Annotated in this window: 30 protein-coding genes; 14 read left to right on the forward strand and 16 right to left on the reverse strand. The window is 59.7% G+C overall.

The genetic code is table 11. From position 1 onward, the window contains the following. The 11 genes from ABJO75_RS18015 to urtA form a co-directional block, all read right to left on the reverse strand. Positions 1–444: enoyl-CoA hydratase-related protein (locus tag ABJO75_RS18015; protein ID WP_348432527.1), on the reverse strand; the 444-nt coding region annotated here is incomplete at its 3' end. Then, entirely contained in the window at positions 438–869 is a 432-nt protein-coding gene (locus tag ABJO75_RS18020; protein ID WP_348133588.1) for a PaaI family thioesterase, read from the reverse strand. The genes ABJO75_RS18020 and ABJO75_RS18015, both read right to left, overlap by 7 nt. After that, the gene (locus ABJO75_RS18025) at positions 850–1,977 is read right to left on the reverse strand and encodes an acyl-CoA dehydrogenase (RefSeq protein ID WP_348133585.1); all 1,128 of its coding nucleotides are present in this window, start codon (positions 1,975–1,977) and stop codon (positions 850–852) included. The genes ABJO75_RS18020 and ABJO75_RS18025 overlap by 20 nt, the downstream gene beginning before the upstream one ends. A gap of 3 nt (positions 1,978–1,980) precedes the next feature. Next, positions 1,981–3,171 carry an acyl-CoA dehydrogenase family protein gene (locus ABJO75_RS18030; RefSeq protein ID WP_348133582.1) on the reverse strand — a complete coding sequence of 397 codons (1,191 nt, stop codon included), beginning with the start codon at positions 3,169–3,171 and terminating at the stop codon, positions 1,981–1,983. A gap of 104 nt (positions 3,172–3,275) precedes the next feature. After that, positions 3,276–4,451, reverse strand: a complete 1,176-nt coding sequence (locus ABJO75_RS18035; RefSeq protein WP_348133579.1) for an acetyl-CoA C-acyltransferase — start codon at positions 4,449–4,451, stop codon at positions 3,276–3,278. Continuing rightward, positions 4,451–6,544 carry an FAD-dependent oxidoreductase gene (locus ABJO75_RS18040; RefSeq protein ID WP_348133576.1) on the reverse strand — a complete coding sequence of 698 codons (2,094 nt, stop codon included), beginning with the start codon at positions 6,542–6,544 and terminating at the stop codon, positions 4,451–4,453. Before ABJO75_RS18040 ends, ABJO75_RS18035 begins: the two co-directional genes overlap by 1 nt. Before the next feature lie 246 nt (positions 6,545–6,790). Then, positions 6,791–7,486 carry an urea ABC transporter ATP-binding subunit UrtE gene (gene urtE / locus ABJO75_RS18045; RefSeq protein ID WP_348133575.1) on the reverse strand — a complete coding sequence of 232 codons (696 nt, stop codon included), beginning with the start codon at positions 7,484–7,486 and terminating at the stop codon, positions 6,791–6,793. Positions 7,487–7,490: 4 nt separating this feature from the next. Further along, positions 7,491–8,231 (reverse strand): urea ABC transporter ATP-binding protein UrtD, encoded by a 741-nt coding sequence (gene urtD, locus ABJO75_RS18050; protein ID WP_348133572.1) that lies wholly within the window; start codon positions 8,229–8,231, stop codon positions 7,491–7,493. Next, on the reverse strand, positions 8,228–9,460 hold the full coding sequence (urtC, locus tag ABJO75_RS18055) for an urea ABC transporter permease subunit UrtC (RefSeq protein WP_348133570.1): 1,233 nt from the start codon (positions 9,458–9,460) through the stop codon (positions 8,228–8,230). The genes urtD and urtC overlap by 4 nt, the downstream gene beginning before the upstream one ends. A gap of 4 nt (positions 9,461–9,464) precedes the next feature. Continuing rightward, positions 9,465–11,435, reverse strand: coding sequence for an urea ABC transporter permease subunit UrtB (gene urtB / locus ABJO75_RS18060; RefSeq protein WP_348133567.1), 1,971 nt, complete (start codon positions 11,433–11,435; stop codon positions 9,465–9,467). Between the two features lie 56 nt (positions 11,436–11,491). After that, positions 11,492–12,769, reverse strand: coding sequence for an urea ABC transporter substrate-binding protein (gene urtA / locus ABJO75_RS18065; protein WP_348133565.1), 1,278 nt, complete (start codon positions 12,767–12,769; stop codon positions 11,492–11,494). A 494-nt stretch (positions 12,770–13,263) separates the two neighbouring features. Here urtA and ABJO75_RS18070 point away from each other — a divergent pair, with 494 nt between their 5' ends. The 13 genes from ABJO75_RS18070 to ureG all read left to right on the forward strand — a co-directional run bounded on the left by ABJO75_RS18070 (position 13,264) and on the right by ureG (position 20,774). Then, a complete protein-coding gene (locus tag ABJO75_RS18070) occupies positions 13,264–14,001 on the forward strand; it encodes an urease accessory protein UreD (protein ID WP_348133562.1) in 738 nt (245 codons plus the stop codon). A 1-nt stretch (position 14,002) separates the two neighbouring features. Next, positions 14,003–14,305 carry an urease subunit gamma gene (locus tag ABJO75_RS18075; protein WP_348133560.1) on the forward strand — a complete coding sequence of 101 codons (303 nt, stop codon included), beginning with the start codon at positions 14,003–14,005 and terminating at the stop codon, positions 14,303–14,305. A gap of 22 nt (positions 14,306–14,327) precedes the next feature. Next, complete coding sequence (locus ABJO75_RS18080; RefSeq protein ID WP_348133557.1) at positions 14,328–14,498, forward strand: hypothetical protein; 171 nt, start codon at positions 14,328–14,330, stop codon at positions 14,496–14,498. Next, positions 14,495–14,803, forward strand: coding sequence for an urease subunit beta (locus ABJO75_RS18085; protein ID WP_348133554.1), 309 nt, complete (start codon positions 14,495–14,497; stop codon positions 14,801–14,803). Before ABJO75_RS18080 ends, ABJO75_RS18085 begins: the two co-directional genes overlap by 4 nt. A 71-nt stretch (positions 14,804–14,874) precedes the next feature. Continuing rightward, positions 14,875–15,693: a cyclase family protein gene (locus ABJO75_RS18090; RefSeq protein ID WP_348133552.1), complete on the forward strand. Its 819-nt coding sequence runs from the start codon at positions 14,875–14,877 to the stop codon at positions 15,691–15,693. Continuing rightward, a complete protein-coding gene (locus ABJO75_RS18095) occupies positions 15,693–16,097 on the forward strand; it encodes a carboxymuconolactone decarboxylase family protein (protein ID WP_348133549.1) in 405 nt (134 codons plus the stop codon). The genes ABJO75_RS18090 and ABJO75_RS18095 overlap by 1 nt, the downstream gene beginning before the upstream one ends. Further along, positions 16,094–16,546 carry a hypothetical protein gene (locus ABJO75_RS18100; protein WP_348133546.1) on the forward strand — a complete coding sequence of 151 codons (453 nt, stop codon included), beginning with the start codon at positions 16,094–16,096 and terminating at the stop codon, positions 16,544–16,546. Before ABJO75_RS18095 ends, ABJO75_RS18100 begins: the two co-directional genes overlap by 4 nt. A gap of 12 nt (positions 16,547–16,558) precedes the next feature. Then, positions 16,559–18,268, forward strand: coding sequence for an urease subunit alpha (gene ureC, locus ABJO75_RS18105; protein ID WP_348133543.1), 1,710 nt, complete (start codon positions 16,559–16,561; stop codon positions 18,266–18,268). Between the two features lie 132 nt (positions 18,269–18,400). Beyond that, the gene (locus ABJO75_RS18110; RefSeq protein ID WP_348133541.1) at positions 18,401–18,625 is read left to right on the forward strand and encodes a hypothetical protein; all 225 of its coding nucleotides are present in this window, start codon (positions 18,401–18,403) and stop codon (positions 18,623–18,625) included. Positions 18,626–18,790: 165 nt separating this feature from the next. Further along, positions 18,791–19,015 (forward strand): DUF1127 domain-containing protein, encoded by a 225-nt coding sequence (locus ABJO75_RS18115; RefSeq protein WP_348133538.1) that lies wholly within the window; start codon positions 18,791–18,793, stop codon positions 19,013–19,015. A 19-nt stretch (positions 19,016–19,034) separates the two neighbouring features. After that, the gene (locus tag ABJO75_RS18120) at positions 19,035–19,490 is read left to right on the forward strand and encodes an urease accessory protein UreE (protein WP_348133536.1); all 456 of its coding nucleotides are present in this window, start codon (positions 19,035–19,037) and stop codon (positions 19,488–19,490) included. Then, entirely contained in the window at positions 19,456–20,130 is a 675-nt protein-coding gene (locus tag ABJO75_RS18125; RefSeq protein WP_348133533.1) for an urease accessory protein UreF, read from the forward strand. The genes ABJO75_RS18120 and ABJO75_RS18125 overlap by 35 nt, the downstream gene beginning before the upstream one ends. Continuing rightward, complete coding sequence (gene ureG / locus ABJO75_RS18130; RefSeq protein WP_348133530.1) at positions 20,127–20,774, forward strand: urease accessory protein UreG; 648 nt, start codon at positions 20,127–20,129, stop codon at positions 20,772–20,774. Before ABJO75_RS18125 ends, ureG begins: the two co-directional genes overlap by 4 nt. Here the strand turns inward: ureG and ABJO75_RS18135 are convergent. Further along, entirely contained in the window at positions 20,767–21,375 is a 609-nt protein-coding gene (locus ABJO75_RS18135) for a dimethylsulfonioproprionate lyase family protein (protein WP_348133527.1), read from the reverse strand. The genes ureG and ABJO75_RS18135 overlap by 8 nt on opposite strands. A 229-nt stretch (positions 21,376–21,604) precedes the next feature. Here ABJO75_RS18135 and ABJO75_RS18140 point away from each other — a divergent pair, with 229 nt between their 5' ends. Continuing rightward, positions 21,605–23,047: a caspase family protein gene (locus ABJO75_RS18140; protein WP_348133524.1), complete on the forward strand. Its 1,443-nt coding sequence runs from the start codon at positions 21,605–21,607 to the stop codon at positions 23,045–23,047. Positions 23,048–23,055: 8 nt separating this feature from the next. Here the strand turns inward: ABJO75_RS18140 and ABJO75_RS18145 are convergent, their stop codons facing one another. The 4 genes from ABJO75_RS18145 to ABJO75_RS18160 are packed head-to-tail and all read right to left on the reverse strand — an operon-like array spanning position 23,056 to position 26,906. Next, a complete protein-coding gene (locus ABJO75_RS18145; protein ID WP_348133970.1) occupies positions 23,056–24,009 on the reverse strand; it encodes an oligopeptide/dipeptide ABC transporter ATP-binding protein in 954 nt (317 codons plus the stop codon). A gap of 40 nt (positions 24,010–24,049) precedes the next feature. Then, positions 24,050–25,048 (reverse strand): ABC transporter ATP-binding protein, encoded by a 999-nt coding sequence (locus ABJO75_RS18150; RefSeq protein WP_348133521.1) that lies wholly within the window; start codon positions 25,046–25,048, stop codon positions 24,050–24,052. 5 nt (positions 25,049–25,053) lie between these two features. Further along, on the reverse strand, positions 25,054–25,968 hold the full coding sequence (locus tag ABJO75_RS18155) for an ABC transporter permease (RefSeq protein ID WP_348133519.1): 915 nt from the start codon (positions 25,966–25,968) through the stop codon (positions 25,054–25,056). Beyond that, positions 25,965–26,906: an ABC transporter permease gene (locus tag ABJO75_RS18160; RefSeq protein ID WP_348133516.1), complete on the reverse strand. Its 942-nt coding sequence runs from the start codon at positions 26,904–26,906 to the stop codon at positions 25,965–25,967. Before ABJO75_RS18160 ends, ABJO75_RS18155 begins: the two co-directional genes overlap by 4 nt. Between the last annotated feature and the right edge of the window lie 33 nt (positions 26,907–26,939).

Raw genomic sequence — 26,939 nt, forward strand, 5'->3', positions numbered from 1 at the left:
CGCCGAGGTCAGCCCGCCATCGGGCACCAACCCTGCCTTGACATAGGCAGCGGTGAACTTGGCCCCTTTGGCTGCAACGATCAGATCACAAGCTAACGCCAGCGATGCGCCCGCCCCTGCCGCACCGCCCTCGACCGACGCAATCACCGGAACCGGGCAACTGCGGATGACCCGGATCAGGTCGTGAAGGTCATCAATCTTGTCGCGGCGTTCGGCCTCGGACAGGGTGCGCCGTTCGATCAAAACGTTGAGATCACCGCCAGCACAGAAAAAACCGCCTTCGGCCGTGAGGATCACCGCGCGAATGCGCGGGGCGGTGGCCTGATGCATTGCCTCCATGATGGTCGCGTAGAGTTCGGGCGAAAGTGCGCCGCGCCGCGTGGTGTTCCTGTTGACGACAACCAACCGGTCGCCGAGATCATCCAGTCTTGCCAACGTCACGATGCAGGCTCCCTTTGTAAGTATTTGAAGACACCATTGCCGGTGGCGAGCAGGGTGCCATCGGCATCGCGCATTTCAGCATCTGCATAACAGATCGACCGCCCCGCGCGCTTGACCGTTCCCGTGGCAACCACCCGCCCCTGTCGGGCCGCGGCGAGAAACTGCGTGTTCAGCGCCACGGTCAACACCGGGCTCAAATCGCCGCCTCGCACCAGCGACGCGGCAAATCCGGCACTGGCGTCGAGCATCATCGCGATGATACCGCCATGCAACGTCTCATTCCGGTTGAGATGCTTGGGCAGAACGTCGAGCGTGACCCGGGCCGTACCGTCATCACACAGATCGACCTCATAGCCGATCAACAGGTGCGCGCCGCTGGTCGGCGCGACCGGTGTGTGACTGCTGGTTTCAGGCGGCGCTGAGGGCAATGAACTGTTCCAAATGATAGTCCGTATCGCCTAACCGATGGTCGTTCATCACAATCCGCTTGGCGATATGGGCCAGTTCATATTCCTGCGTCATTGCGATGCCGCCATGCATCTGGATCGTTTCCTCGGCAATCAGTCGGCCCACCCGCCCGATCAGGCTGCGCGCGGCAGCAATCTGTCGGTCGCGGTCCGGATCCTCAAGGTGTCCCGCGGCGTTGATCACGGCAGATCGGGCCTGCTCCAGTTCGATCAGCATGTCGGAAAAACGATGCGCCAACGCCTGGAAGGTGCCAATCGGGCGGCCAAACTGTTTGCGTGTCATCAGATACTCGCGCGTCAGTTCGGTGGCGGTTTCCATCGCGCCCAGCGTCTCGGCCGCAATCGCGACGTTGGCAACGGCCACCTGCTTTGCAATCGCGGACCATGCCGCCCCGGCGGCACCCAACCGGGCGGATGCGTCAACGCGGACATTGTCGAGCGTGACCTCAGCAGCGCGCCCACCCGCAAGCATCGGATAACCGCGCAACGTCAGACCGCTGCTATCTGCGGGAACGAGAAACAGCGAGATGCCATCGGCGTCATCCGCCGCCCCGCTCTCGCGGGCAGACACGATGATCTGGCTCGCTGCCTCGGCATTGGCGACAACGGCCTTGCGCCCGTTCAGGACGATATCATGACCTTCGGTTTTTGCCGTAGTCTCGACCCGTGTCAGGTCGTATCGACTGATCGGTTCGCCATGGGCGAGGGCCAGATGCAGGCCGCCGCCGATCACATCTTCGATCAGGGTCTGTTGATCCTCGGTGCCAAGTGCCGCGATCAAACCACCGCCCAAGACGGCAGTCTCGAGAAAAGGTTCGACCACACCGGCACGGCCAAGTTCCTCAAAAACCGTCGTGATATCAAAGCCGGCACCGCCAAAACCACCCTGAGCTTCGGTGAACAACGCACCGATCACGCCGAGCTCGGCCAAACTGGACCAGATGTCCTCGCTCATACCAGAGTCAGACTCGATGATCTTGTTGCGGGTTTCGGTGGTGTACCGATCCGCGAGAAACCGGCGCAGGGTATCCTGCAACATCTGCCGCTCTTCTGTCAGGTCAAAGTTCATGGCTCAGCCCCCCATCTTGACTTTGGCAATGATGCCGCGCTGGATTTCGTTAGACCCGCCAAAGATCGACAGCTTGCGATAGTTGAAATACTCCGCTGCCAGATGCCCTGCATAATCGGGTCCGACCGGGTCGTTATCACCCTCAATCGCCTCGGACACAAAAGGCATGGCATATGGACCAGCGGCGCGACGCGCGAGATCGTTGATCTCTTGCCGGATGATCGTGCCCTTCACCTTGAGCATCGACGCTTCAACCCCCGGCGCCTGTCCGACCGCCGCCTTTGAGATGATCCGCAGGTTCGTTGTGGCCATGGCCATCAGGTCCATTTCGACCTTGGCAACGCGGGCCTGAAAATGCGGGTTCTCGATCAATGGGCGACCGCCAGATTTTTCGGCCCGCGCCATGCGCTTGACCCCCGCAAGCCCTGCTCGGGAAAAACCGACACCAGCGATGTTGGTCCGCTCATGTGTCAGCAGGTACTTGGCATAGGTCCAGCCCTTGTTCTCTTCGCCCACAAGGTTCCCGACAGGCACCTTGACGTCGTCGAAAAACACCTCGTTCACCTCGTGCGTGCCATCCAACAGGATGATCGGGCGCACCTCGATACCCGGTGTATTCATATCGATCAAAAGGAACGAGATACCTTCCTGCTGCTTTACATCCGGGTCGGTGCGCACAAGGCAGAAAATCCAGTCGGCATGCTGACCCAGTGTCGTCCATGTCTTTTGACCGTTGACGATATAGTGGTCGCCATCACGCACCGCACGGGTTTTCAGGCTGGCCAGATCCGAGCCTGCACCCGGTTCGGAATAGCCCTGGCACCACCAGTTTGTTCCATCAAGGATACGGGGCAGGAAATGATCGCATTGTTCCTTGCTGCCGAATTTCATCAGCACAGGGGCCAACATCGACAACCCAAAGGGCACAACGCGCGGGGCGTTGGCAAAGGCACATTCTTCCTCAAAGATATGTCGCTGCACGGCGTTCCATTCGCAGCCGCCGTATTCTTTGGGCCAGTTCGGCGCAAGCCAGCCGCGCTCGTTCAGAATCGCGTGCCAGTTTTCCTGTTCCGCCTTGTCCGGATTTCCGCCAAGGCGCAGTTTCTCGGCAAGGTCCTTTGGCAGCTTCTCGTCCAGAAACGCTAGAACCTCGTCACGAAAGGCGATGTCTTCGCGGGAATAGCTCAGGTCCATGGGTGCTCTCCTCTTTTCACAGCACGTCCGTCCGGGGGAGTCCGGCACACCGTGCCGGACCGCGCGCACCCGGCCCTCGATGGGGCGGGTGCACGCCGCTGGCGTCAGTAGATTTCGAACAGGCCTGCCGCGCCCATTCCGCCGCCGATGCACATGGTCACCACACCCAGCTTGGCGCCGCGCCGCTTGCCTTCCAGCAACAGATGGCCGGTCACCCGCGTGCCCGTCATCCCGAACGGATGACCGATCGCGATCGAGCCTCCGTTCACGTTGTATTTCTCCGGGTCGATGCCCAGCCGATCGCGGCTATAGAGACACTGACTGGCAAAGGCTTCGTTTAATTCCCACAGGTCGATATCATCGACACTCAGCCCGTGGCGTTCCAGCAGGCGCGGCACGGCAAATACCGGACCGATGCCCATTTCGTCGGGTTCACAGCCAGCGACGGCAAACCCCTTGAACGCGCCGAGCGGTTCCAGCCCGCGTTTCTCGGCCTCTGCCGCCTCCATCAACACCACGGCCGCCGCACCATCAGAGAGCTGCGAGGCGTTGCCTGCGGTCACGAAATTGCCCGGCCCGCGCACCGGGTCCAGCCCGGCCAATCCTTCCAGCGTGGTCCCGGGACGGTTGCACTCGTCCCGATCAACGACAACCTCGTTATGCGAAATTTCGCCGGTTTCCTTGTCCTTGACTGCCATGGTCGCGTTCATTGGAACGATCTCGTGGTCGAATTTGCCGGTCTGCTGTGCTTCGGCCATGCGCTGTTGGCTGCGCAGCGCATATTCGTCCTGATATTCCCGGCTCAGATCATATCGTTTCGCCACGATGTCTGCGGTCTCGATCATGGTCATGTAAATCGCCGGCTTGTGCTCCAGCAGCCATGGGTCCGGCGCCGGACGCATTTTGGATTGCACCATCGAAATGCTCTCGACACCTCCAGCGACCATCGGTCCAGCACCTTCCTGGGTGATCGCATTCGCCGCAATGGCGATGGATTGCAGGCCCGAAGAACAGAACCGGTTCACTGTCATGCCCGATGCCGTCACCGGCAACCCGGCACGAATGGCGATCTGGCGACCGATGTTGCCCCCTGTCTCGCCCTCGGGCAATCCACATCCGATGACGCAATCTTCGATGTCGCTGCCCTCGAGTCCTGCGCGCTCCACCGCAGACTGGACGGCATGGCCACCCATGGTCGCGCCGTGGGTCTGGTTGAAAGAGCCGCGGAAGGATTTGGCCAATCCCGTGCGGGCGGTGGATACGATTACGGCTTGTTTCATCACGAGGCGTCCTTGTTCAGATCATCAAATTTGCGGCCTTCTGCCACCAGTTTTTCCAAAAGCGGCGCGGGCTGCCAGAAATAGGGGTCTTCCTCGGACCATGACTGGATATCAGCCAAAAGCTCCGGAAGCCCTTCCAGATCCGCCCACTTCAACGGCCCGCCGCGATAGCGTGGGAACCCGTAGCCAAAGAGCAACGTCATATCGACATCCAGCGGACGGCGCGCGATGCCTTCGCCCACGACCTTGGCGGCCTCGTTGACCATCGACGCCATGTAGCGGCGCACGATTTCTTCGTCGCTGAATTCACGCGGGGTGATCCCCTGCGCAGCGCGTTCGGCCTCGATCAGTGGCAAAACGTCGGGGTTCGGCACCCGCGACCGTGGCCCGGCGGCATAGTCGTAATAGCCCTTGCCAGTCTTTTGCCCGAAATGCCCATCTTCACACAACTTGTCTGCATAGGAACTGTCGCGTGCCCGAGGGTCCAGCCCCTCTGCCCGTTTGCGTTTGCGCACAGCCCAGCCGATATCAAGCCCTGCAAGATCGGCGACCGCGAACGGCCCCATCGCAAACCCGAACGCTTCAAGCGCCTGATCGATCTGATAGGGGCTGGCCCCATCCAGAATCATATGATCGGCGCAGGTGCGATAAGTCGACAGGATACGGTTGCCGATGAACCCGTCGCAAACCCCGGCGCGCACGCTAATCTTGCGAAGGCGTTTGCCAAGCGCAAAACCGGTTGCCACCACATCTGGCGCGGTCTTGTCCGCCACGACCACCTCAAGCAGTTTCATCACATGCGCGGGCGAGAAGAAGTGCAGCCCGATCACATCGGCGGGGCGCGAGGTCATGGCCGCGATTTCGTTCACATCCAGATAGGAGGTGTTGGTGGCCAATACCGCCCCCGGTTTGCACACGGCATCAAGCTGGGAGAAGACCTTCTTCTTCACTTCCATCTCTTCAAACACCGCTTCGATTACCAGATCCGCGTCTTTCAGCGCATCATAATCGGTCGCCAGCGTCAGCGCCTTTTCGGTCAGGGCTTCGAACTGTTCGGCGCTGATCTTACCGCGCTTCAGGGCGCCTTGAAGATTGCCAGAAATCCGACCTTTCGCGGCCTCGGCGGCCTCTGGCGACATCTCCAGCATGGTCACAGTCAGACCAGACAGCAACGCAGCGGTGGCGATGCCCGCCCCCATGGTGCCGCCACCGATGACGCCGATCGCGTTCAGAGGACGCGGCTCAACGCCCTTGAGCTCCGGCAGTTTGGACACTGCGCGCTCGGAAAAGAACGCGTGGATCAAACCTTCGCGCTGATCTGTATTCATCAGCTCCATAAACAATTCGCGTTCGCGGGCCATGCCCTGCTTGAACGGCAATTCGCAGGCCGCCTGAACCGCCCGCACGGCCGTTGCCGGTGACACTTGCCCCCGGCCTTTTTTCAACACCGCGTCATAGACCGCATCGAATTCCACCGGTTCGGGAGCGGCCATTTCGCTGACCGGGCGGCGCGTCGCACCTGTGTCGATCAGCTCGCGCACATAGGCCAGCCCTATTTCACGCGGCTCGCCCGACTCGATCTTGTCGATGATGCCAAGCTTCAGCGCCTCGTCCGCCTTGATATGCCGCCCCGTGGTGATCAGGTCGAGCGCCGCCTCGACCCCGGCCACCCGTGGCAGCCGCTGCGTGCCGCCAGCACCCGGCAGGATACCCAGCAGAACCTCAGGCAAACCAACTTTGGCCGAAGGCACGGCGATGCGGTAGTGGGTGGACAACGCCACCTCAAGCCCGCCGCCCAATGCCGTGCCGTGCATCGCCGACACCACCAACAGCGGACTGGCTTCGATGCGGTCACAGACGCCGGGCAACCCTGGTTCCAGCGGTTTCTTGCCAAATTCGCGAATGTCGGCCCCGGCGAAGTAGGTTGAGCCGTCACCGTAGATCAGAACTGCCTTGGCCCCGTCCTGTTCGGCGCGTTCGATTCCGTCAACCAAACCGACTCTTACGGCGTGCCCCAAGGCGTTGACCGGCGGATTCTGCGCCTTCAGGATGGCAATGTCTCCATCCAGCTCGTAACCAATGGCGTCTGTCATGCGGCTCCCCCCGTTAGACTATCTGACCGCAAGATGTGCGAATGCGGCGTCTGGATCAATCCCGAACATCACGTCATCAAAGTTACGCGGCGTACGGAAGGCGAATCTGTGGATTTCACTGTGCGGAACTCTATTCCACAAAATTTCAAGTGGCCAGACGCCGAATTCAGTCAGCCACGGCAAAGCACGCCCGGTCAAACCGGACGTGCAGCTTATGCTCGCGTCAAAAGAAATGAATAATGTGGATCAGACCGAGACGGCGGCAACCAGATCTTCGCGGGACAGAGTGTCCTTGGTGCCTTCCTGAATCACCGCGCCGCGCCGCAGGATCACAAAACGATCCGCATGGTCATAGGCAAAATCAAAATATTGCTCAACCAGCACGATCGCCATGTCGCCCTTGTCGCGCAGGTGTTCGATGACTCGCCCGATCTGCTGGATGATGTTTGGCTGAATGCCCTCGGTCGGCTCGTCCAACAGCAACAACTTGGGACGGGTGATAAGAGCCCGCGCGATGGCAAGTTGTTGCTGTTGTCCGCCCGACAGATCGCCGCCGCGCCGCGTGGACATATCGCTGAGGACCGGAAACAGCTCATAGATTTCGTCAGGCACCTTGTGCTCGGACCGCGGCAGGCAGGCAAATCCGGTTTCCAAATTTTCTTTCACGGTCAAAAGCTGAAAGATGTCGCGCCCCTGCGGCACATAGCCAACGCCATGCCGTGCCATCGCGTGCCCGGGCAAGACACCAAGTGTCTCACCATCCAGTTCGACGTTTCCCGAAGAACGCGGATGGGTGCCTGAAATGGCCTTGAGCAAGCTGGTCTTGCCGACACCATTGGTGCCCATAACACAGGTGACCTGCCCGACATCGGCGGTCATGTTGATGTCATAGAGGATCTGCGATCCGCCATAATGCAGTGAGAGATTGTCGGTCTTCAGCATATCTCTAGCGTCCCAGATAGACGTCGATGACGTCCTTGTTTGCGGTGACATGGTCAAGGCTGCCCTCGGCCAGAACCGCGCCTTCGTGCAGGACTGTCACCTTACAATTCAGGCGGCGCACAAATTCCATGTCATGCTCCACCACCACGACCGCACGGGTCTTGGCGGCCTGAACCAGCAGCGCGGTGGTATGTTCGCGCTCTTCCAGTGTCATGCCCGCTGCCGGTTCATCAACCAGCAGCAATTGCGGGTCCTGCGCCAGCAACATGCCAATCTCGAGCCATTGTTTCTGCCCATGGCTGAGTTCGCCGGATTTGCGCGGGAGCTGATCGGCAAGCCCGATCTCTTTGGCAAGTTCGCGCACACGCTCCTGATCGCGCGCACCCTGCCGGTAGAGCAGCACCGATAACGGCCCGCGATCCTTTTTGAGCGCCAGCAGCAGATTATCAAACACACTTTGATCTTCGAACACCGTCGGGCGTTGGAATTTGCGCCCCACCCCTGCTCGGGCTATTTGAGCCTCGGACATTTTTAACAGCGACACCGATTTGTCGCCCCAGATGACCCGACCAGTATCAGGCCGCGTCTTGCCCGTGACGATATCCATGAACGTGGTCTTGCCCGCGCCGTTGGGGCCGATGATGGCCCGCATTTCGGCCTTGCCGATCTGGAATGACAGGTTGTTGATCGCACGGAATCCGTCAAACGAGACCGTGACGCCGGATACTTCGAGAAGCGTACTCATTGCTCGGCCTCCCGTTCGCGCAAGGCACCGTCATCCGGGCCAAGATCGGCCCCGTGACGACGGGGGGGCAATGCGCCTGAGATGATGTCAAAGAGACCGCCAATGCCTTTGGGCGCATAGAGCGTGACCAGGACAAAGCTGAGTCCCAGAACGACCTGCCACCAGTCCACCCAGTTGATGGTGTAAAAGCCCAGGTTGATCGGTGGCACCTGCCCTGACGTGAACCATGTGGAGATGAGCGAGACCAACCCGGCGCCGATGACCGCGCCATAAAGCCGTCCGCGCCCGCCGATCGCCACCCAAACTGCCAGGTAGATCGAGGCAATCGGAGCCAATTCTGCGGGGTTAATGATGCCTGCTTGCGGGTAGTAGAGCGCCCCGGCGATGCCCGCGATGACTGCGGTCAGCACAAAGACAAACAGCTTGTAACCTTCGACCGAATAACCAAGGAACCGCACCCGTGCCTCGTCATCGCGAATGCCGCGAATGACGCTGCCGAATTTGCCTGAAACAACCCAAGCCAGCAGGATGTACCCTAAGCCAAGCGCCAGCGCCGACCCCCACAGGAACCAGATGGAGATAAGCGATTGCGGGACACCCTCGGCACCCGGCAGGTTTTGCAGACCGGAAAGACCATTGTTGCCGCGCAACCCGCTGTCGTTTTGAAACAGGTAGAGCGCAAGTGCCAGAGTCATCGCTTGCGTTAGGATCGACAGGTAAACACCGGTGACGCGGCTGCGGAACGCAAGCCAGCCAAAGATCAGCGCCAACAAGCCCGGCACCAGAACCACCAACAACAATTGCCCCGGCAGGCTGGGGGCAAAGGCCCAGATCGCCGGAAAATCCGAACTGCCCACGACGCCGAAAATCTGATTGCCGATGGCGTCGCTGATTTCTTGCGCTGTTGGCGGGATTTCTACGTCGGCCAGCGAGTTTACCACGATATCGCGTGTGCGCTCGTACATCAGCCACATGCCGATCATATAGCCGCCCAGCCCAAAGAAGGCGAAATGGCCGAGGCTGAGGATGCCCGCATAACCCCAGACGAGGTCCATCGCGATAGCGATCAGGCACAGGCACAGGGTCTTGCCCAGTGTCTTGACGAACGAGGTCGAGATGACCCCGATACCCAACCCCTCGGACAGGACGGTGACCAGCAGGGTAAAGAGGCCGAGACAGGCGATGAACACCAATACCGACGGATTGCGAAAGAGGAAACTGCGTTGCATCGGCTTAATCCCCCGCCGCCCGGCCCTTCAGCGCGATGATGCCGCGCGGACGGAACTGGATAAAGATGATGATGAAGACGATCATGTAAGTCTGTGCCGCCAGCGTGTTGGACGGGTTCAGCCATTCAATGCTCTTTTGAAGCGAACCGATCATGGTGGCGCCCAGAAGCGTGCCCCAGATATTGCCGACGCCGCCAACCACAACGGTCATGAAACTTTGCACGATGTAGTCGCTGCCCAGTTCCGAGGTCACCTTGGCATAGAGCCCGATGGCGACACCGGCGACACCGGCAATGCCCGACCCAAGGCCAAAGCTGAGCATATTCACCCGGTCCGGATTGATGCCCATGCTGGCCGCCATGCGCGGATTCTGCGTGACCGCGCGGGTTTCCAGACCCAGACGCGTGTGCCGCATGATGAACAGGAACAGCGCAAGAAAGATCAGCGCCAACACAAAGATCGCGATGCGGATATAGCTGATCGACACCACGTCATTCAGCACCCACGCCCCATCCAGCCAGCCGGGCGAGGTCAGTGGCCGCGCCTGTGTGCCAAAGATGTTCTTGGCGATCTGTTGCAATGCGATCGAGATGCCGAATGTCGCCAGCAGCGTTTCCAACGGACGATGATAGAGATGACGGATTACCAACCGCTCCATCGCGACCCCGGCGGCGAATGTGACCGCAAAGGCCAGCGGCAGGGCCACAAGGATCGACACGGTGTAGTCCGGGATCACCTGTTGCACGACATAACCGGTATAGGCGCCCATCATGATGAACTCGCCATGCGCCATGTTGATCACGCCCATCACACCAAAGGTGATCGCCAACCCGATGGCGGCGAGGAAATAGATCGACGCCAGAGACAGCGCATCAAGACCCAGATCAAGCGCCTGGTTGACCTGCACACGGGTTTCAATCGACGACAGCGCCTCGGATGCGGCATCGGTGATCGCGGCCGAGGGTTCGTCATAAACGTTGTAAAAGACGTTCGAGGCTAGCAGCGTTTCCTGTTCGGCGGTGCCGGTTCTTGGCGGGACAATTCCCGCCTCGGCAAGCGCGTCATAGGCGCGGTACCGGGCCTCGGGATCCGACAACGCGGCCAACGGCACCCCGCCAACGCGGCCTTCGGCGATGTTATCGGCCAGTGCCGCGCGGATTTCACTGTCGGTGATCAGGGCCGGTGCCGCATCACCCGCAACCAGCAGGGCATAGGCCTCATCTTCGGGAATATCAGAACCAACCGTCAGCACGCGCGCAATGTTCTGATCCTGCGGGAGCGTTTCCGCTAAGGCCAATCGCGTTGTTAGGAGCGGGTTGAGCGTGGCACGCACATCGACAGACAGATCGTCCGACACCTCGGTAATCGCCGCAATGCGGGTGGCCTCGTCGCTGTCATAGGCGATCGTCAACAGCGTCGCCAACCGCTCCTTACGCGCCTTGATCTCGGGATCAGGCTCTGGGTCGATCGAGGCCCGTAAGGGGGCCAGCAGCGATTCCTCTGTCGCGCGGGCCAAGGCATCCAGCGCGCCAATTCGCGTGGCAGGGTCAGGGCTGTTTAACTGGAATTGAACCAGCGCGGTCCCGATCAAACCCTGCACACCGCTGTTGGGTTTAACCTGCCGCAACTCAGATTTGGGAAATTCGCCGATCGATTCGCCCGTATCAAAGTCGGTTAGTTGATAGATGCGCTTTTCAGTTTCGGTGCCCGCGAAGAACAGCCCATCATCCTTGCGCTGCCAGATCTCGCGCGCTTGCCATGTGGCAAGAACGGTCTCGATCTCGGGCAAGCCGCTGGCGACCAGCGTGTCGATCACCGGCTGAATGGTTTTGCGCGAGCTTTTTGCGATCTGCGCCTCGTGCGCCTGAAGCAGCGACTGCACCGGCCCTATACTTAGAGGTTCGGGCGTCTCTTGCGCCACAAGCGCCGAGCCAAGCAGAAACACCCCGATGAGGGCCAAACATAGTTTGCGCATTTGAGAAAAGCCTTTTTTGAGAGGGGGTTGCCCCCCTCTCGCGTGTTGATACCGGATCAGTAGTTAGACAGGGTCTGCACGCAGGTCTCTGTCTCGGTGTTGTACATACCGCAATCCAGCTCTTGCCAATCGGATTTGAGTACAGCCGATTCCGGCAGGAAGTCGGTCCATGCATCGCCCGGAACTTCTGTGGTCTGGCTGATGATGTCGAATTGCCCGTCATCCTGGATTTCACCGATCAGAACCGGCTTGGCCAGATGGTGGTTCGGCAGCATTACAGCTGTACCGCCGGTCAGGTTCGGCACTTCGAGCCCGTACATCGCCTCGCGCACGGCATCCACATCGGTGGTGCCTGCAGCTTCGACCGCCTTGACGTACATGTTGAAGCCGATGACATGGGCTTCCATCGGGTCGTTTGTCACGCGCTCTTCACCGGCAAAGGCTTTCCATTTTTCTATGAATTCATCGTTCAGCTCGCTGTCGGCGGACTGAAAGTAGTTCCAGGCGGCGAGATGGCCGACAAGGTTCGTGGTGTCCAGGCCAGAGAGTTCTTCTTCACCGACCGAGAAGGCCACGACGGGAATATCATCGGCAGAAACGCCAGCAGCAGCGAGTTCTTTATAGAACCCGATATTGGCGTCACCGTTGATGGTGCTGATCACGCCGACCTTTTTGCCGTCCGCGCCCAGTGCCACAACGTCGGCAACAATCTTGGACCAGTCGGAATGACCGAATGGCGTATAGTTCACAAAGATATCGGATTCCGCGATGCCTTTGCCCTTGAGATAGCTTTCAAGAATATTGTTGGTCGTGCGCGGATAGACATAGTCTGTGCCCAACAGCGCGAATTTTTCGACACCCAATTCATCAAGGAAATAGTCGGTTGCCGGGATCGCCTGCTGGTTGGGCGCGGCGCCGGTATAGAATACGTTCTTGGAGCTTTCTTCGCCTTCGTACTGGACCGGATAGAACATCAGGCCGTTCAGTTCCTCAAGAACCGGAAGCGCGGATTTGCGGCTGACCGACGTCCAACTGCCAAAGATCACGTCAACGTCCTCAACGCTCAGCAATTCGCGGGCCTTTTCGGCAAACAGCGGCCAGTCAGAGGCCGGATCGACCACCACGGCTTCGATTGGGCGACCCAGAATGCCGCCTTTCTTGTTCTGCTCGTCGATGAGCATCAGCATGGTGTCTTTGAGGGTGGTTTCCGAGATCGCCATCGTGCCGGACAGCGAATGCAGCACGCCAACCTTGATCGGATCTTCGGCAAAGGCCGGAGCAGATAGGGCCCCCAGGGCAAATGTCGCGGCCAAAGCAGTGGATTTATAGTTCATGGATTCCTCCATGCAGGGCGAAGGCGACACTCCTTGAACGGCAGCCAAGGGAGGCCTAGTTATGCCCTGCAACATAAGTGTTGCAAACGTGTGGCGGCCTTCCTGATTTCCACGTCGTGGGCCGTCACACACCCAACGCCAGACACGCAGGTCGCGGCAGGCTTGGATGCCCGCATCAACCCAATCCCGCACAGTTCAGGCAAGCGTTTGGCGGGGTTTGGGCAAGTAAAGCCGCGCGATAGCGCAAAAATTGATCACCCCCGTTCAATTTGCCTATTTTTCGCACAATTACCGGGGCGATTGGTGCCCGAATTAGCGATTTTCGCTGACTCGCCCTCTGAAATGCCTGCAAATCGTCCAAGAACTGCCCCCACTGCCGAGACTTTCAGGAGTTTCCGATCAATACCGCCGCAAATATCGCCACTCCTTCGACCCAGCCGCGCGCCATTGGCGCCGCGCAGGTTCGCATCGGCACGCGTGGGGATGTCAGCGTTTTGCGAGGATTGCATCAAAAGGGGTCGCTAAAGCTCTTGTTCCCGCGCGGGTATGGGCGCACCGACAAGACCGGTGTGATCCTGAATACGGCGGGCGGCGTCACCGGTGGCGATCGGTTCGATCTGGATGCGCACGTAGAGTCCGGTGCTCAGCTGGTCCTTACAACGCAAGCGGCTGAGCGCGCCTATCGCGCGCAACCCGGGGAGATCGGGCATATCAAAAACCACATCAAGATCGAGGCTGGCGGGCGCTGTGACTGGCTGCCGCAAGAGACCATTCTTTATGATGGTGCCGCCCTGATCCGGCGCCTGACCGTCGAGATTGCTGCAGATGCGCACGCGTTACTGGTCGAGCCGGTGATCTTTGGTCGTGCCGCAATGGGTGAGCGCGTGCGAAACTTGCGGTTTTGTGATCGGATTGACGTGATCCGCGATGGTGAAACGCTGTTTTCCGACCGCACGACGCTGAACGGTGATGCCGAGGCGATCCTGAAAGGCACCGCGACCGGCGGTGGCTGTGGCGCAATGGCGAGCATCGTTCTCGCCACACCGGATGCCGACCGTTACCTCACATCTGCACGTGATCTCTTGCCCGAAACCGGTGGTATCAGCCTGATCCGCGACGGTCTGCTCTATGCACGATTGCTGGCCTCGGATGGTTTTACACTGCGCCGGTCGTTGATCCCGCTTTTGCGCCATCTCGGCGTTTCTGACCTTCCCCGAACATGGATACTCTGACATGCAACTGACCCCACGGGAAAAAGACAAACTGCTGGTCGCCATGGCCGCCGAAGTCGCGCGCAAGCGGTTGGCGCGCGGCGTCCTACTGAACTATCCCGAAGCGATTGCCCTGATCACCGATGCCGTTGTCGAGGGCGCCCGCGACGGGCGCAGCGTGGCCGAGATGATGCAGGCCGGCGCCGAGATCATCACCCGCGATCAGTGCATGTCCGGCATCCCCGAAATGATCCACGAAGTTCAGGTCGAAGCGACCTTTCCTGATGGCACCAAACTGGTGACCGTCCACGACCCTATCCGTTGACCCAAAGAACCGGAGTATTCCCATGATCCGCCTCCCACTCGTGCTGCTTGCCTTGATGTCCAGTCCCGCGCTGGCGCATCCAGCCCGCGAAATCCATGTCCATGAGACCGACCACATGACTCTCATCATGGGTTTGACGCTGATCGTCAGTGCGCTCGCCGCTGCGGTGGCCATCCGGAATCGTAACAAGTGATCCCCGGAGAGGTCCTTGTCGCAGAGGGTGAATTGACCCTGAATGCGGATCGCCCGGCGATTACACTGATGGTGGCCAATTCTGGCGATCGCCCAGTTCAGGTCGGGTCACATTATCATTTTGCCGAAGCCAACGCCGCGCTCGATTTTGACCGGGACGCCGCCCGTGGCTGCCGGCTTGATATTGCGGCGGGCACGGCGGTGCGGTTTGAACCCGGCCAGCGCCGCGAGGTGAATCTGATGCCGCTGGCCGGTGACCGCAAGGTCTTTGGCTTCAATCAAGCGGTCATGGGAATGCTGGACTGATCACGCAATTGTCGTGCTAGGCTGAGAACCGGCGGCTCTCGCCAAACACAACAAAGTCAGGGAGACGAACCATGTGTGATGTATGTGTGATGAACGCGGTCAAGGACAAGATGCTGTCCCGCCGCTCTTTCTTCAAGGCGGGCGCGGTGGCAACGGCGGCTGCAGCACTGACCGGTGGCGCAACGACACCAGCGATGGCGGCCGGGCACGGCGGCGTGGTGGATATGACCCATGCCTTTGACGCGGGCTTTCCGACCTGGGACGGCGCGCCGGGTATTTCCTATGACAAGGCTTTTGATTTCGCCAAGGACGGCTTCAATCTCTACAATCTGACGACCAATGAACACGCTGGCACCCATATCGACGCACCGCTGCATTTCTCGGCCGATGGAAGCTCAGTCGACGAAATTCCTGTCAGCAACTTGATCTGCCCGCTCTGCGTGGTCGATATTGCGGCGCGCGCGGCAGAGGATGCTGATACGATGGTCACGCCCGACGATCTAACGGCATGGATTTCAGCCAATGGCGAGATCCCCGACGGAGCTTGCGTTGCAATGCATTCGGGATGGGCACCCAAAGCGCCGGGCTCGGATTTCCGCAATGCCGATGCCGACGGGATACAGCATTATCCCGGCTTTCACGTCGAGGCGGCGCAGATGCTGATGGAAAATACCGGCGCTGTATCAATTGCGGTGGACACGCTTTCACTGGATCACGGGGCCAGCCAGGATTTCGCGACGCATTACGCATGGTTGCCGTCGAACCGCTATGGCATCGAGTGCCTTGCCGGGCTGGACCAGATGCCTGCAACCGGCGCCACGCTTGTGGTCGGCGCACCCAAGGTTGTTGGCGGCACCGGCGGCCAGGCCCGCATCTTTGCGATGATCTGATGGGAACCGTTTCTCTCTTGTCAGACGAAGAGGTCAGCGCCGAGGCGCTGGCTGTCTTCAATGAAATCCGCGCGGTCCGCCAGACGGATTTCATCAACAATTTCTGGCGTTCGCTTGCCAATGACCCGGCGCTGCTGCGCGCCACCTGGGACCGGCTCAAGGTAGTGATGGCGCCCGGCGCGCTCGATCCGTTGGTCAAGGAAATGATCTATGTCGCAGTTTCGACCGCTAATGGCTGTTCATACTGCGTGCATTCCCACACCGCAGCCGCCACGGCCAAGGGCATGACACCCGAAATGCATGCCGAATTGCTCGCGGTGATCGGCATGGCTGCGCAAACCAACGCGCTTGTGACCGGGTTGCAGACGCCGGTGGACGCGGTGTTTCAGGCGGACGAGGCATGAATTCGGCCTTGTCCACACCGGAGTTCGAGAAGGATTTCGCACTGGCCGAGTATCGCGAACTCGGATCCGCAATTCGGCATTATGTGTCGCTTGTCACCGCAACCGAACGGTTCGCCATCGCAGGCGCTGCGGCCTTTGCTTCGTTTTCGATCTCCGGGCTGACCGAGGGCATTGAGCGGGCGCAGATCTACGTCAGCGCAATTCCCTTCATCATCGTATCGCTGGCCGGTCTGCGCTGCCTGACGCTGTATTTCGTGATCTTCAGCTCGGTCGATCATCTGAAGACCGTCGAACAGACGCTGCTTGCCACACCCGAGATCGGGTTCAACCGGCTGGATGTTCAGCGCGCCCCCCTGCGCCGGGCCATCGAGGTGACGTCGGGTGCCTATTGGGTGTTCGCATGCCTTGCCTCTGCCGCCTTCTGGCTTTTCGTCAACAACATCCTTTGAACAGGAGCACCTATGCCCGCCACCATCGCCCGTGCCGACTATGCCGCCATGTTTGGCCCCACCACCGGGGACCGGGTCAGGCTGGCCGATACCGACCTGATCATCGAGGTCGAGCGCGACCTCACCACCTATGGCGAAGAGGTCAAATTTGGTGGCGGCAAGGTGATCCGCGACGGCATGGGCCAGTCTCAGGTCACGCGGGCCGGTGGCGCGGTGGACACTGTCATTACCAACGCGCTGATCGTCGATCATTCGGGTATCTATAAGGCGGATGTCGGCCTGAAGGATGGGCGCATTCACAAGATCGGCAAGGCGGGCAACCCCGATACGCAACCCGGTGTGGACATCATCGTCGGCCCCGGCACCGAGGCCATTGCCGGCGAAGGTCGCATCCTGACAGCAGGTGCCTTTGACAGCCATATCCATTTCATCTGCCCGCAACAGATTGAGGACGCGCTGCACTCCGGCGTCACCACCATGCTGGGCGGCGGCACCGGGCCGGCGCATGGTACGTTGGCCACGACTTGCACACCGGGACCCTGGCATATCGGGCGGATGATGCAGGCGCTTGACGCCTTTCCGATGAATTTTGGCCTGTCCTGCAAGGGCAACGCCAGCCAGCCCGCTGCCCTGGTCGAGATGGTCAATGCGGGTGCCTGCGCGATGAAGCTGCACGAAGATTGGGGCACAACCCCCGCTGCGATCGATTGTTGTCTGTCAGTCGCTGACGACATGGATGTGCAGGTGATGATCCACACCGACACCCTGAACGAAAGCGGCTTTGTGGAAAACACCGTCGCGGCCATGAAGGGTCGCACCATTCACGCCTTTCATACCGAAGGTGCGGGTGGCGGCCATGCCCCCGACATCATCAAGATCTGCGGCGAAGATCATGTTTTGCCCTCGTCGACCAACCCGACGCGCCCCTTTACGGTGAACACGCTGGAAGAACATCTTGACATGCTGATGGTCTGTCACCACCTCGACAAGTCCATCCCGGAAGACGTCGCCTTTGCCGAAAGCCGCATCCGGCGCGAAACCATCGCTGCCGAGGATATTCTGCACGATATGGGCGCGTTTTCGATCATCGCGTCGGACAGTCAGGCGATGGGCCGGGTGGGCGAAGTCCTCATCCGAACCTGGCAAACCGCTGACAAAATGAAGAAACAGCGTGGCGCGCTGCCCGACGAAAAGGGCGACAACGACAATCTGCGCGTCCGTCGATACATCGCCAAATACACCATCAACCCCGCAATAGCCCACGGCATGAGCCACGAGATCGGAAGCATCGAAGAAGGCAAGCGCGCCGACCTCGTCCTGTGGGATCCGGCATTTTTCGGGGTAAAGCCGGAAATGGTCCTGTTGGGCGGCACCATCGCCTGTGCGCAGATGGGCGACCCCAACGCGTCGATCCCGACCCCGCAGCCGGTCTATTCCCGGCCAATGTTCGGAGCCTACGGGCGTTCGGTCGAACGTTCGGCCATCATCTTTGTCTCTGACGCGGCGCAGGCCGATGGGATCGGGGCGTCACTTGGCCTCGCCAAGAACACCGCCGCCGTGAGGAATACGCGCAACATTGGCAAGAAGGACCTGATCCTGAACGACGCAACGCCGGTGATCGATGTGAACCCGGAAACCTACGAAGTTCGGGCCGATGGCGAGCTTTTGACCTGCCAACCCGCCGAAGTTCTGCCAATGGCGCAGCGATATTTCCTGTTCTGATGCAAAAGGTTAGACAAGAAATGCTGCACGTGCATAGCGACCATTCGGCATCGGCATTGGTCACAGTAAGCCCCAGATGCTATCCATATATACAAGGGAGGAAACCTGAAACAAATATGATCGAGGTTTCCAATGACTGCACTTTCAATCTCCAACCAAACAGCGTCCCACGTCTCATCGCGTCTGCGCAGCTTTGGCGAGGCCCTGAAGCGCGGCTTCATCAGCTATGCCGAGCGACGCTCGCGGATGGACCAAATCAACAGACTGAACGCCATGACCGACGAAGAACTCGCCGAGATCGGTGTGAAACGCGACTATATCGTGCATCACGTGTATCGCGACCTGCTGCACATCTAAGGCAGGTATTCGGATGGTCCAAGTGGGATAGGCTGCGGGCGGCAACGCGCCCAGCCATGCCCAGAATGCACAGCGGCTATTCGAAAATACGCCTAGAAGATGGTCCGCCCGAGTCCTACCTCTGTGGCACGGGAGGAGACCACAACACGACCGGAATTGTTTCCAATGTCACACTATACTGCAACCCACCAAGCGTTTGCCCCTGCGGGCAATCCGATCAGCCGCTTTTTTTCCGCTATAGGAAATGCGCTGGTTGCCATGAGCACGTCGAATGCGCGCGTCCGTCAGGTCGAAGCGCTGCAACGTCTCAGCGACGAAGAACTGGAAGAGCGCGGACTGAAACGTTCGGAAATCGCGCGTCACGTCTTTCACGACGTATTCTGGGCCTGACAACAATCGGGGGGCGGTCATGACCGCCCCCCCGATATCCGCCCACACCTATAGCGATCATTGCCACAGCACTGTCCCCTTTGGCACAGTACATCTGGACTATGATGCACGGTTTCTCCGCCGCAAGGTGCTGTATCTGGACGACGGCCAGCCGCTGCTGGTAGATCTCCCCAAAACCACATCTCTCGGACACGGATTTGCGCTGATTCTGGACTCTGGCGAAGAGGTCCATGTTTTCGCGGCACCTGAACCCCTGCTCGAAGTGACCGGCGACAATCTGGCAAGAATTGCCTGGCATATCGGCAACCGGCACACACCCTGCCAGATCGAGACTGACCGCCTGCTGATTCAGCGCGATCACGTCATTCGCGACATGCTCGCCAAGGTTGGTGCCGAGACCCGCGAAATCACCGAACCTTTCACCCCCGAAGGCGGCGCCTATGGGCATGGTCGAACGCATTCCCATGCCCACTGACACTGCCGCCCTGCTGACGCTGGCCCAGTGGCTTTCGCCGTCCTACCCGGTCGGCGCGTTCAGCTATTCACACGGGCTGGAATGGGCGGTTGAATGCGGCGATGTTTCTGATGCGCCGTCGTTTCAGGGCTGGCTGACAGATATCCTGACGCATGGCTCGGGTCAGTCCGATACCATTCTGCTTGCCACCGCCTATGGCGCATCGGACGCGGCAACCATAGCGGAGATCGACGCAACCGCCCGCGCGCTGGCCCCGTCGCAAGAGCGGTTGATGGAAACCTCCCTGCAAGGCACAGCCTTTTCCAGCCTGACATCCGACATCTGGCCCGCGCCGCTCTCGGATCTCTGCTATCCGGTGGCCATAGGCGCCGCCGCGCGGATGCTTGGCCTGCCATTGGGTGAAACGCTGGCGATGTACCTGCATGCCTTTGCGGGCAACCTGACCTCTGCCGCAATCCGGTTGGTTCCATTGGGTCAGACCGAAGGTCAGGCCGCGCTGGCCGCTGTTGCGCCGTTGTGCGAAACGCTTGCCACAACTGCGCAAACCCAAACACTGGATGATATCGGCAGTTGCTGCTTTGCCGCCGACATTGCATCAATGAAACACGAAACCCAATATTCGAGGCTCTTTCGCTCATGACATCCCAGAACGGTCCCTTGCGTATTGGTATCGGCGGCCCCGTGGGCGCTGGCAAAACCACCCTGACCGCTGCTCTCTGCCGCGCGCTGCGCGATGACTTCTCGATCGCGGCAATCACCAACGACATTTATACGCAGGAAGACGCCGAAGCATTGATGCGCATGCAGGCTCTGCCGCTGGAGCGGATCAAGGGCGTGGAAACCGGCGGATGCCCTCACACGGCGATCCGCGAAGATGCGTCGATCAACCTCGCCGCGGTTGCCGAATTGTCGGACCGGTTTCCCGATCTGGAAATTGTGCTGATCGAATCCGGCGGCGATAACCTGTCTGCCACGTTCAGCCCGGAACTTGCGGATATCACGCTTTACGTCATTGACGTCGCTGCCGGCGAAGAAATCCCCCGCAAGGGCGGCCCGGCGATCACCAAATCCGACCTGCTGATCATCAACAAGACTGATCTTGCCCCCCATGTCGGGGCCTCTCTCGACGTGATGGACAGGGACGCCGCCCGGATGCGCGGTTCCCGCCCGTTCGTGTTTGCCGAGGTCAAATCGGGCAAAGGCGTGGAGAAGGTCGTGGATCACATTATCGCGCTTGGCGGGCTGGTGCGTCCGGCGCAAAAGGTCGTTGCCGGCGTCAGTTGATCACTGCGAACGCTTCAGGTTGTGTCAGAACCGGCGGCACGTCCAGATTTGAACGCCAAAGCACATAGGCCATAACCGGATGATCGAAAGTTTGCATCGCATGAGACTGGTTTGAGCCATGAAAAGAACTGTCGCCTGATACAAGGGCTTCAGAACCCTCTCCGGCACGATGGAATTGGGCCTGACCGGACAACACCAGATACAGCTCTTCCGCCGGATGATGGTGCCAAGGGTAATACAGCCCCGGCGGCATATAGACCACGTAACTTGCCATCTGCGCGCTACTCCACCCGCCGCCCTCACCGATCAGGCAATAGCAGCCAAACCGCGACAGGAAATCGTCACCGATGTTGGTATCGCGATAGGTTTCGCGCCAGGTCGCATCATCCGCCCCGGCCAGAAATGCATCGCGTAACGGCATCAGGTCCGCATCGGATGTTCCGGGGTCATGCGCCATCAGGTCTGCCCCTCCGATGCGATGCGGTGTCAAAGGCTGCGGTTGCAAATCACCCGGAAACGGGCAAAAATCACGCAAGGCCGGGTGTGCGGCGTGGACCTTGCGGGCCTCCTCCAGCAAATGGTTAAAGGTCGAAGATGCCATCTTCGCGCTCCACATCCTCTTGTCGCAGGATGGGTACGCAGCTGGCCAACTGTCTTGCCTGTTCGCGACATCGACATGGCGGCCAAGGTCACGAATAACTGACCTGTAATTCCCGTTCGATTGCGATAGGATAGCGCCTGCGGGTGCGAATACTTTGGTAGGAAACGAAATGGGTTTGGCGATCAGATTTATCGCAGTTTGCATGTTTTGTGCAATTGCCGGAGGCGCTGTGGCGGCCACCGAACGGGTTGCCTTGGTCTTGGGCCTTGGCGCGTATCAGTCCATCGAACCTCTCGACAACACCCGCAGCGATGCCCGCGCCATTGCCCAAACTCTGGAAGGCATCGGATTTGACGTCACGCTGTCGCTCGACGCAACCGGCGACGAATTGCGCCAGTTGATGGACGATTTTGCCTTTCGATCTGAAACGGCCGATCTTGCCCTGATCTATTTTGCCGGTCACGGGGTCGAGGTGCAGGGTGAAAACTTCCTGATCCCCGTCGATGCAGAAATCGGCTCGAATCTGGATGTGCAGCGCCAGTCGATCTCTCTCAAGCAATTGCTCGCCTCGGTCGAACATGCCCGCAAGATGCGGATCGTCATTCTCGACAGTTGCCGGGACAATCCACTAGGCGATGCAATCGACCTCTCCGCTTCGGCACCTGCCCCGACTCAAACCACCGATCAGGCTACCCGCGGTGGAGGCGGTCTGGCCCCGGCCCGCCCCGATCGCGGGACTCTGGTGGCATTCGCCGCGCGGGACGGTCAGGTTGCCTTGGACGGAACCGGCGAAAACAGTCCCTATGCGCAGGCGCTGATTTCCAAGATGGCGGAGCCCGGATTGGAAATCAGCCTGATGTTCCGTCAGGTGCGCGACATGGTTCTGCAGGAAACCAAAAACCTGCAAGAGCCGCATACATACGGCTCGCTAACGGGTATTCCATTTTATCTGGCCGGGGCTGCAGATGGTCAAGTCGACGTTTCGGGCATTGCCGGTCAGGCCGCATGGGCCGCGATCAAACCCGATCAGGAAGATCAGCTACTCGCCCTTGCGGAACTTGGCGACACCCGCTCGATGCTGGGCCTTGCCTATATGAGGCTCAACCCCAACGAAGGGCGCTTTGATCCGGAACAGGCCGTCGCATTCCTTGAAAAGGCGTCTGCCGCCGGGTCTGCCGAGGCGCAGTTTGAACTTGCCAAAATCTATGAGCGCGGCACCGGTGTTCCGGTCGATGAAGCACGAGCGCTTGAACTCTATCAAGCTTCGGCCGCGCAGGATTATGCGGATGCGATTAACGATCTCGGTTTCATGCATTATCAAGGCGGGTTGGGCCTGCCTGCCAATCCGCAAAAGGCGCTGGAACTGTTTGAGCGTGCCGCCGACCTGCGACACCCGCAAGCCCTGTTCAATTTTGCGGCCCTGATCGATGACGGACTGATTGAAAGCAAAGGCCCCGGCGACGCCGCAGACTATCTCTATTCCGCCCTGCGGTCGGGGAGTTCGGATGTGCTTGACCTGCTTACAACCCGTCCCAATATGTTCAGCCCTCAGACCCGTCGCGCGCTGCAGGCCCGACTGAAGGATTTCGAATTCTATGCAGGCGCCATTGATGGACAGTTCGGTCCCGGAACGCAAAAGGCGATTCGGTTAGCCTATGGGCTGAAGAACTAAGCGACCTGTCAGTCTCGGGCCGTGTTCGGATAATGGCAGGCAACGCTCTGACCGGGGGCGAATTCAACCAACTCTGGACGTTCGCGCGCACAAATTTCCATTGCAATCGGACAGCGCGTGCGAAACGGGCAACCGCTGGGCGGGTTGATCGGGCTTGGCACTTCACCCTTCAGGATCACCCGGTCGCGATGCGCCATTGGATCAGGCAATGGCACGGCTGACAGCAACGCCTGTGTGTAGGGATGGCAGGGCGCGGTGAACAGCGTATCGCGGTCCGCGATTTCCATGATCCGGCCCAGATACATGACAGCAACGCGATCGCTCAGATGTTCGACCACTGCCAGATCATGCGAGATAAAGAGGATCGCAAGGCCCAAATCGCGCTGCAAACGCATCAGCAAGTTGATGATCTGGGCCTGCACCGACACATCCAGCGCAGAGACGGCTTCATCACAAATGATAAATTCGGGTTCTGACGCCAGCGCCCGCGCGATGCACAGGCGCTGTCGCTGCCCGCCCGAGAACTGGTGCGGCATCCGGTCCATGATGTCGGGCGAAAGGCCCACCGTTTCCAGCAGTTCTGCCACGCGCTCGTGCCGTTCGGCTCGCGATGATACAAGCCCGTGGCTGCGTAAGGGTTCTGATACCAGCGCCTCAACCGTCATGCGGGGGTTCAGGCTGGAAAACGGATCCTGGAAAACGATGTTGAGCCGCTTGCGAAAGGGTTTGAGGCTGCTTTCGGCCAGCCCGTCGATCCGTTTGCCGTCAAGCATCAACGCGCCCGATGTCAGGTCCAGCAGGCGCGCGACACAACGCCCGACAGTGGATTTTCCACAACCGGATTCCCCCACAAGCGACAACGTCTCTCCCCGATGCACTGCAAAGCTTACCCCGTCCACCGCCTTGACATGATTGACCGCGCGGCCGAGCAATCCGCCGGGGATCGGAAAATACTTCTTCATATCCCGCACTTCGACGAGTGCAGTGTTATCTGGCCGGGTGTCAGACACTGGCGTTCAACTCCCCCTTCGAGGCGAAATGACAGGCGGCGAAATGATCCTGCGCCTTTTGCTCAAGTGCGGGGTCGATACGGCTGCACACTGCTTCGGCACGAGGACAGCGGGGGGCAAAGACACACCCGTGCACTGGTTCTGTCAGGTCCGGAACACGGCCGGGTATTTCAGCCAATTGCCCCTGGCCCGCGCCGCTGCGCGCATGGCCCAGTTTTGGCACCGCATTAATCAGACCTTTGGTATAGGGATGCCGGGGATCGGCAAATAGGTCCGTCACGCTCGCCTCTTCCACCTTGCGCCCCGCATACATCACCAGCACCCGTTCCGCGAATTCGGCAACCACACCCAGATCATGCGTAATCAGCAGGATCGCGGTTCCGGTGCGTTTGCGCAGGTCACGCAATAGATCGAGAATTTGCGCCTGAATGGTCACATCCAGAGCGGTGGTGGGTTCGTCTGCGATCAGCAATGCCGGATTGCACGCCAGCGCCATCGCGATCATCGCGCGCTGACGCATTCCGCCAGAGAGTTGATGCGGGTACTCGTCAACCCGCTGCTCCGGCGATGGAATGCCAACAAGTGTCAGCATCTCTATGGCGCGTTTGCGACCTTCGCGCGTGCCGACCCTGGTATGCAGGCGCACGGCTTCGCCGATCTGTTTCCCGATGGTGTAGACAGGATTCAGCGAGGACATGGGTTCCTGAAAGATCATGCTGATCTCACCCCCGCGCAGGCGGCGCATCTCGCGTTCGGAGTTTTGCGACAGGTCCTTGCCGCGAAACATGATGTCACCGGCGATCTTGCCGGGTGGCGTCGGAAGTAGGCGCAGGATCGACATCGACGTGACGGATTTGCCGCATCCGGATTCGCCAACGATGGCCAGCGCCTCACCCTGATCAATGGCAAAGGAAAGCCCGTCAACCGCGCGGTTGACGCCTCGATCCGTCTGAAAATGGACCTGCAGGTCTGTGACTTCCAAGAGTTTCATCGCCATTAAATCCGCTTTGCCAAACGCGGATCAACGGCATCCCGCAAACCGTCGCCCAACAAATTGACAGCAAGCACGGTGAGCGAGAGGAAAATCGCCGGAAAGAACACGATGTTCGGTTTGACCTGCCAAAGGGCCCGCCCTTCGGCCATGATGTTTCCCCATGATGGGATGGACGTTGGCAGCCCCGCACCAATGAACGACAGGATCGCCTCGGTTATCATCGCCGAGGCGCAGATATAAGTCGCCTGAACCGTGATGGGCGCAATGGTGTTAGGCAGGATATGCTGACGGATGATCCCGAATTTTGACGTACCGCAGGCTACTGCCGCCTCGACATAGGCCAGTTCGCGCACCGACAGAACCGCCGAGCGGGTCAACCGGGCAACGCGTGGAATTTCGGCCAGCGTGATGGCAAGGATGACATTGAATACCGATCCGCCTCGCATCAGCGTCATCAGGGCAATAGCCAACAGGATCGCAGGGATCGACATCATCCCGTCCATGACCCGCATGATCACCCCGTCGGCCCAACGCGTGAAGCCGGCGATCAGCCCGATCACCATACCGACGGCAGAGGCCAGAACCGCAACGCCAAGCCCGACGATCAGCGATACCCTCGCACCATAGACGCAACGCGAGAAGATATCCCGACCGAGCATATCGGTGCCGAAAAACGCTTCGGCTGATGGCGCACGCACCCGCAACGCCGGGTTCAGTGCCGCCGGATCAGTCGTCGCAATCAGGGGCGCAAAAACTGCCACCAGCACGACCAGCACCAACAGCGCACCCCCCAGCCACATCGTGGGGTGACGGCGCAGCGACCGGATCACACCTGAATGTCGCTTTGGTGCCGAAAGGATCGCGGGCATGACGCGCGCCGCCGGGAACTTTTCAGTCTCGTGGGGCAGATCGGTCAATATCTGATCCTCGGGTCGATAACGGTGTAACTCAGGTCGATCAGCAGGTTTATGACGACATAGACAAAGCTGAAGATCAGGATCACCGCCTGTATCACCGGATAGTCACGTCGCAGGATCGAATCCACCGTCAGCCGCCCCAGACCGGGCAGCGCAAAAACGCTCTCGATCACGACCGCGCCACTGATGACCAGCGCTATGCCGATCCCGACGACCGTCACAATCGGCACCGAGGCATTGCGGAGCGCATGCACAAACAGGACCGCGCTTTCAGACACGCCCTTGCCCCGCGCGGTGCGAATGTAATCCTGCTGCATGATTTCCAACATGGTTGCACGGGTGATCCGCGCGATGATGGCAATGTAAAAAGTGGCGAGCGTGATTGAAGGCAGCAGCAGGCTGCGCAGCCATGGCCAGAGCCCGTCTGCGAAGGGCGTATAGCCTTGCACCGGCAGCCAACCCAGTTGCAGGGCAAGCGTCCAGGCAAGCACATAACCGATCACAAACACCGGTACCGAGAACCCAAGCACCGCAAAAAGCATGATCACCCGATCAAGGATACTGCCATGTTTCCATGCCGCCAGAACACCCAATGGCACGGCCACCACGATGGCGATAATCATGGTCACGACCATCAACGACAATGTCGGCTCGACCCTCTGCAGGATCATTTTTGAGACCGGCAGTTGGGTGAATATGGATGTTCCAAAATCACCCTGCATCACGCCGGTGGACCATTCGACAAAGCGCACTGGAAAGCTGCGATCCAGACCAAGATCAGTGCGGATCGCCTCGATCTCTGCCTGCGTGGCCTGATCGCCCGCCAGGATCGCCGCCGGATCGCCGGGTGTGATGTAAAGCAGACTGAAGACAAACAACATCACGAACAGCACCACCGGTATGGTCGCGAGGATGCGGCGAAGGATGTAGCTGGCCATCGGTGCTATGCCTTCCGTGCGCGGCCACGGGGG

This window comes from Sedimentitalea sp., assembly GCF_039973035.1.
Classification (GTDB): Bacteria; Pseudomonadota; Alphaproteobacteria; order Rhodobacterales; family Rhodobacteraceae; genus Sedimentitalea.